The sequence below is a fragment of the Acuticoccus kandeliae genome, from assembly GCF_003073115.1.
The window spans coordinates 1-438 of the sequence record NZ_QBBV01000056.1; the positions used below are offsets into that span (position 1 = coordinate 1).

The window sequence follows — 438 nt, forward strand, 5'->3', positions numbered from 1 at the left end:
CGGGTTCCTGATGCCACGCCGACGCCCGTCCGGTACCGGCACTCGCTCAGCCGACGGTCACCTGCGGTTCACCCGTCACACCGTCCACGCTCTCGCCCATCTCCTCGGCGAGCCGCATGGCCTCCTCGATCAGCGTCTCCACGATCTTGTGCTCGGGGACGGTCTTGATGACCTCGCCCTTGACGAAGATCTGGCCCTTGCCGTTGCCGGAGGCGACGCCCAGATCGGCCTCGCGCGCCTCACCGGGACCGTTGACGACGCAGCCCATGACGGCCACGCGCAGCGGGACCTCCATGCCGGTCAGACCGGCGGTGACCTCGTCGGCGAGGGTGTAGACGTCCACCTGGGCCCGCCCGCAGGACGGGCAGGACACGATCTCGAGCTTGCGCGGGCGCAGGTTCAGCGACTCCAGGATCTGCTGGCCGACCTTGATCTCCC

Annotated in this window: 1 pseudogene; it reads right to left on the minus strand. The window is 69.2% G+C overall.

The annotated features are described in order from the left end of the window. Positions 1 to 46: 46 nt before the first annotated feature. Positions 47 to 438 (minus strand): annotated as a pseudogene (locus DBV35_RS29280) (hypothetical protein); the annotation flags it as partial.